At 73.3% G+C, this 6,531-nt stretch carries 1 pseudogene; it reads right to left on the bottom strand.

Annotation, left to right across the window (positions count from 1 at the left end):
- A pseudogene (locus GWK61_RS51820) lies at positions 1-6,531 on the bottom strand (hypothetical protein); the annotation flags it as partial.

The raw sequence follows: 6,531 nt of genomic DNA, 5'->3' as shown, positions 1-6,531 counted from the left end.
GTGCTCGGGCGAGATCCCTGCCGCCGGACCGGTGTTCATCCCGTAGGTGAACTTCGTGGTCTTGCTCACGGAGAACTCGTCGGAGGCGTTGAGGCGGAACGTGTACCGCGACACGTTCGCGCTGTCGACGTGCTCCAGGAAGGCGTAGCCGCGGTTGTTCGGGTCGCGGGTGGCCCGCAGCACGATCTGCACCCGCTCGTGGCCCAGCGCCACCGACCGCGTCCCGCCCAGGATCAGGCCCGGGCCGAGCATCAGGTCGCTGAGAGCGCCCAGCGAGCCGGGGTTGAGCAGGTTGCTGAGCTTGGCCGGGGTCCGGCGCGCGGGGTCCATGTCGGGGCCGCCGCCGGGCTGGTGCGAGCCGTGCGCCTCCAGCACCGTCCAGCTGTCGTCGAGCTGCCCCGGGGCGTGGTCCCGCAACAGCTGGTGGACGGCGCCGAGCACCGGGTTGCCCTCGCCGGTGACCTCGAACGGCGTCCGCTGGCCCGGGACCGGCGTCCGCACCGCGGGCATCAGCCGGTCGGTCACCGCCGGCCCACCGATCAGCGGAACCTTCGGCACGGTCCGGATGCCGCCGGGGACGTCGGTCATCGCCGGGACGGTGTGCGCGGCGCTGTGGCCGTTGCCGGGACCGTAGGTGGTGAACGGCTGATGCGCCGGGGCCCGTGGCACGGTGGTTTCCAGACGCGGGGGCGTACCCGCGGGCGGCGCGGGGAAGCGGCCGGGGTCCAGGTCGCGGATGTCCGCGAAGGGATCGACCTGCCGCAGGAAGGTGATGCCCTGGACCACGTTCAGCAGCGCGTGCGCCTGCTGTGGTTCGAAGCCGATGACGGAGTTCTGCAGCATGTTCTCTTTGCGCTTGACGACCGAGATGCGCCACAGCATGTCCGCGGTGCGTTCGCGGTAGGGACGGTCGCCCTGGGTCAGCCGGCCGGTCGTCGGGGTGAGCGAGTCGGTGCGGGCGGCCGACTTCGACTTCGCGTAGCCGAACGACCATCCCAAGGAGCTGGACACGTTGTCGCGGTCCTGGAACCCGAGGTTGACCGAGCCGGTCAGGCCGTGTGTGGTCGTCGTCTTCGAGACGGAGCCGACCTGGCCGTTGCCCTCCGACACGTGCATCTGGAAGATCTTCACCGGGCTGTTGTCCCTGGTCACGCCCTCGCCCAGGTTGTGCGGGAAGCCGGTGAGCGTGATGTCGACCCGCTGGTCGGAGAAGTTCCCGCCGACCACCAGGGTCTGCCGGATCTCGGACGGGCCGCGCACCTGCGAGGCGGCCAGCGTCTCAGTACTCGTCATCATCCACGGCGTGTCGCGGTAGACCGATTCCGGGACGCCGAGCTGGTTCAGCAGCCCGACCATCTCCTGCGCCAGGCGTCCGCCGCCGAGCACGTCGGTGACCTGGTCGTCGAGGTGCAGCGGGGCGTGCCCCGAGCCGGCCAGGTGCGGCTGGACCCGGGGCGGGGTGATCACCGGGGTCGAGCGGACCAGCCGGGCCAGGCCGGTGCGCAGCGCGAGCGGGCGCAGTGTGGGTGTGTGGGTGACGGCGTCCACGCGGCCCACGTGGTCCAGCGCCCCGGGTGCGAAGGGCACCGTCGGCGTCAGGTCCTCGACGAAGACGAAGCGGACCCGGCCGCCGCCGATGGTGTGGAGCAGCGGGCCCCGAGCCGGCGGCGGCGGGACGGCCTGGGCGGCGGCGCCCCCTCCCCCGCCCAGACGCCGGGCCCCGCGGTTGATCGCGTTCAGGGCGGCGTTCCCCAGCGGCAGGGCCGACTCCACCCCGCTGAGCCCGCGCTGGTGGTGCGTGTCGACTTCGAGGTCGAAGGCGACGTGGTAGTCGAAGTGCCGGACGGCGCCGTCGTAGAGGATCGCCTCCAGCATGAATCCGGATGCTCCGACGTTGAGCTGCTTGGAGAAGTCCTGGCTGTAGCCGTAGTTGAGGCCTGCGCCGAGGGTGCGGTCCGGCCTGGAGGTGCCGAGCCCGAAGGTCGCGGACGCCCCGAGGGACGCACCCCAGCCGGCGCCCACGTTGTCGTTCCCGCCGTTGCCGGCGAAGGCCGACGGCATGATCTCGAGCTTGGCGGTGCTGTGGCGGCCCGAGGCCAGCGGGGTGATGAGGGGGACCGACGGCGGCTGCCCCGGTGCGTTGGCTGTTTGGGCATGCCCTGGCTGCCCGGTGGCTGCCTGCGCTTGCGCATGCCCGCCCTGCCCCGGCTGCGGGTCCGCCGTCTCCAGCCGGGCGCTGACCCGCACCGTGATGACCTCGACGCCCTCCCGCGCCGGCCGGAACAGCCGCATGCGGACGCCGCCGTCCTGGAACAGCGCGGTACCCCAGTTGATCAAACCCTCGCGGGTGTACCGGGACGCCAACTGAGTCCGCAGATGCGCGGTCTCCATCGGCGTCCACGGCCGCGCCCAGGCCTGCGGGGCGTCGGCCTGGTGGATCAACCGCACCAGCTGCGGCATCACCTGCTCACCGCCGGCCAGGTGGTCGATCGCGCTGAAACCGGTGCCCCGGCCCACGGCCAGCGCCTGCGGCGGGTAGTGCGCCGTCGCGCGCTTGGCCGCGTCCGCCTGCCACTTCGCCGCGCGCGCCGCGTCCTCGGCCTCCCGGCGCGCCTCGGCACCGCTCGGCCGGCTCATCTGCTGGGCTTCGGTCCGGACCGGGGCCTGGTTCGGGTCCAGCGGCTCGACTTCGTGGTCGGTCTGGTTCCGGTACGCGGGGTTCGCCTCCGGTGTGAGCGACGCGCGGTCGGCGAGCATCTCCTGGAACCGGTCCTGCTGATGTTCCGGCACGCGCAGGAAGACCGTGACGTCCCGGCCCGTCGACCGGGGCTCGTGCGGCCGCTGCCGGTTCACGGCCATGGGTGGGACACCGCCCCCGCGCACCTGCCGGGTCTGCCGCGGTCCGCCGTCGTTGAGGGCGACTTCCACGGACATGTGGAAGGTCGCCCGGTAGAGCACGCTGTTGCCGTTGTAGACCAGGCCGCTGATGTGCCCGGAGCCGGTGTTGGCGTTGGTGGTGCGGCCGGCCGACGACGTGGCCGACACGTTTCCGTTGACGGACGCGCTGTGGGTGGCCCCGGGCGTGCCCGCAGCGCCGAAGCTGTGCCCGAACGAGACGGTGGGCAGGGTCAGCGTCACCGAGCCGCCCTCCGACGTGTTCTCGCCGAAGTTGACGAACCGCTGGCTCTCCTCCTTGAGCCCGACGTCGCCGATGCTCACCGGCTGCGCGGTGCGCAGCTTGGCCTCCATCGTCAGATGGATCTGCTGCGTGCCGTCCTTGCTGGAGAACATCGGCGAGGTCGACCCGCCGCCGCTGATGTCGCCGAACATGCGCAGGACCGAGGCCTCGCCGGTGTAGTAGGTGACGCCGTCGACGAGGTTCTGGTCCAGCACCCCGTGCTCGTCCCGGAAGTCGTGGAGCAGCGCCAGGGTGTCGTTCCGCACCGGTGCCAGACCCGCGACCGACTCCGCCTGGTTGAAGAAGTGGTGCTGGACGGCGGCGGCGCGCTCGGCGGCCTGGTGGTGCGGACCGTTCGGCGCCTGTTCGGCGGCCAGCGCCTTCAGGTCCACGCCGATCGGGTCCCCCATCCGGTGCGGCCTGTGCGGGAGCGCGCTTCTCTCGGTCGCGTCTCTGGTCGGCGTCAGCTCCTTGGGGAAGGACAGCCTCATGGTCGTGTTCGGAAGGGTCTGCGTGCTGCGCCGGCCGGGGTGCTCCCCGGTGATCGAGCGGACGGTCGCGGACAGCGCCGCGCCGGGGATGTCGAAGTAGACCAGGTCTCCGCTGAGCTTGAACAGGCGTTTGGTGGCCGAGACGGCGGCCTCGTTGAAGGAGTCGGACTTCGTGCTCCCGGCGCTGATCCCGAGGCCGAGCTTCGCGGAGAACACGCCGTTCGGCACGTTGCCGAAGGCGGTGGTCACGTCGCCGGTGACGCCCAGCGTCCGGCTGGAGCCCACCGTGCGGCCGCCGCCGGAGGTGGATTCGTGGTCGGCCTCGACCGCCTGGTGCATCTTCTCGCCGAGGTGGGCCTCCGGCAGCCCGGCGGCAGAGGCCTGATGAGCCAGACGGGTGTCCCCGGGGTTCACCGACAGCGTCACCTGGTGCCGGTCGGCGGGCGGGCCGACGGTCAGCTCGACACCCTGATCCAGCAGGCGGGTCACGTACTCGTGCTCGCCGTACCGCCCCAGGAAGGTCCGGACCGCCGCGCGCAGGTCGTCGTGCCGGTTCGGCGGCAGCCCCGGCGGCGCCGCCCGGACGGCCTGGTCGGCCAAGCCTTCGTGGTCGGACGTCCGGACCGTGCCGAGCCGGACGAAGCGGCCGCGGCGTCCCATCGGGAACTGCGCCCGGGCGCCCTTCTCGGGCACCTCGCCGACGCCGGGCGGCAGGAAGTGCTGCTGGCGGCCGCGCTCCAGCTCGACCAGGGCGTTCTCCTGGCGGATCCGCCATTCGGCGACCGCCCTGGCCTCGGTGCGCAGCAGCTCCAGGACCGGTTCCGCGTAGCGGCTGTGTTCGGCGGCTCCGTGTTCCCGGGCCTGGTCGACGACGGCCCGGTTGTTCTGGGCCCTGGTATACCGTTCGTCGGCGCGCGCGAGCCGGTCGAGGTGGTCGGCCATGCCGGGATCGTTCATGGCGGCTTCGATCGCCGCGTTGTGGGCCCTATCGCGGGCGTCGTCGGGGGATTCCGAGTTCCGGACCTGTCCGGCCTCGGTGGCCTGCTCGTGGATCTGTCGGAGGCGGGCCCCCAGGCCTTCGGGCGGGAGCGGTCGAGAAGCGTCGTCGCGCGCCGTGGTGATCCGGCCGTGGATGTCGTTCTCGGCCATGACGGCGGCGGCGTCGCGGGCCCGCTGCGGATCGAGGCGGGGCCGCGCCGGTGCCGGGGCGGCGCCCGCGGGTTGGTTCGTGGCGGGTCGCTCCGGGGCCGGGCGGAGGCGCTCGGCGTCGAGGAAGGAGGTCTGGTGGGCGGCGAGGCGGCGGTCGAAGTCGCCGGCGGCTTCGTGGTACGCGGCGCGGGTCCGATCCAGCTCGTCGACGCGCCGGAGGGTGTCCCGGGCCGCCGGGGTGTCCCAGGCGTCGAGGGCCTCGCGGATCTGGGTCCTGAGTTGCTCGGCGGCCGCTGCGTGGTCCCGCTCGGGGTTCGCGCGGTCCGCGACCCGGTCCTGGACGGCCCGCAGCCGCAGCCCGTCGGCCACGCGGGCGTTCTGCGGGGGGAGCGGGACGTCAGCGGCGGTCTGGTTGACGCGGTCGGTCTCCCTGGGGGTGAGGTCCCTGGTCCAGGGGGTCTGGTCGCCGCGCTCGCGCTGCGGGTGCAGTTCGCGGGCGGCCCGCCCCGAGTCGGCCTGCGCGTGCTGGTCCGGGACGGCGCCGTAGTAGCGGTCGCCGACGTGGACCAGGAGGAAGGGGTCGCCGCGGTTGTCGTCGCCGCGCCGCCGGCCGGTGGGGTCGCCGACCGCCTCGGGGACTCCCTGCCCGCCGAGGACGCCGAGGTCGAGGGTGAACAGGTCGGCGGCGACGTGCGGGACGAGGAGATCGTGCTGGTGGGTCCAGGTGGTGCCGTCGTCCAGGAGGGTGAGGACGTCGGCGGTGGAGCGGGTGCCGGTGATGAGGTGCCGGTAGCGGGAGTCGGGGCGGTCGAGGTCGGCGGCGACGGCGTCGCGGACGGCTCGGCGCAGGGCGTTCACGGACGGCGGGGACGGGAAGCGGGCGTTGATCTGGGTGCCGGCGATGGCGTGCAGGGATCTGTAGAAGGACTCTGCGGACAGTCCGCGTTCGGGCAGCGCTTGCGGCGGAGGCGCGGGCTCCGACCCCGTGGCTTCGGGCCGCGCGGATTCTGCGGGCACGGTTTCGGGGGCGCGCGTCGGGGCGACCGGGCGGTACAGGCGGTAGCCCATGTCGTTCAGCATGCTGCTCTGGTCCGGGGTGAGCGTGTGCAGGAAGCCGACGGGGCGCTCGGGGGGCGTGCCGCCCGCCAGGTGCGGCACGCCGATCGCGGCCAGCGCCGTCATCAGCGAGGACGTGCCGAGGCGCGTGGCGACGCCGTCCCGCCACAGGACCCAGTCGCCGACGGCGTTGGGCTCGGTCTGGTTGTCCTCGTTGACGCGCCAGGTGCCGGACAGCACGTCGCCGTCGGGGCCGATCATCGCCTCGCCGGTCGGCGCCAGGACCGGAACGGAGCGGTCGGAGGCCTCGTGCAGGGCGGCCGCGGGACCGGCGGTCAGATCGGCGGCCGCGTCGCAGACCACCATGACGACGCCCGCGAAATCCTCGTGCCCGACACCCAGCCGGTCACCGAGCTCGCGGCCGCCGATGGTGCGCTCGCCGTCGAAGACCGCTCCGTGCTCCGAGTGCGCGACGAAGGTCTTCCAGCCGACGGCGCGCGGAATCGCCGCGACGGCCTGGGCGTGGGCGACGGTGTCCCTCGGCGCGGCGAAGCGGACGAGCGGGGGCGGCTCGTGGCCGCCGACGGTCTGCAGGAGGGTGTGCTCGCCGCCCGGCGAGGTGACGACGATGGCGGGGGTCGGCGCGGGGTCTGGTTC

The sequence above is a fragment of the Catenulispora rubra genome (assembly GCF_015356825.1).
Lineage (GTDB): Bacteria > Actinomycetota > Actinomycetes > Streptomycetales > Catenulisporaceae > Catenulispora > Catenulispora rubra.
The sequence above is the reverse complement of the archived record's forward strand: the minus strand, read 5'-3'. Positions and strand labels throughout refer to the sequence as shown.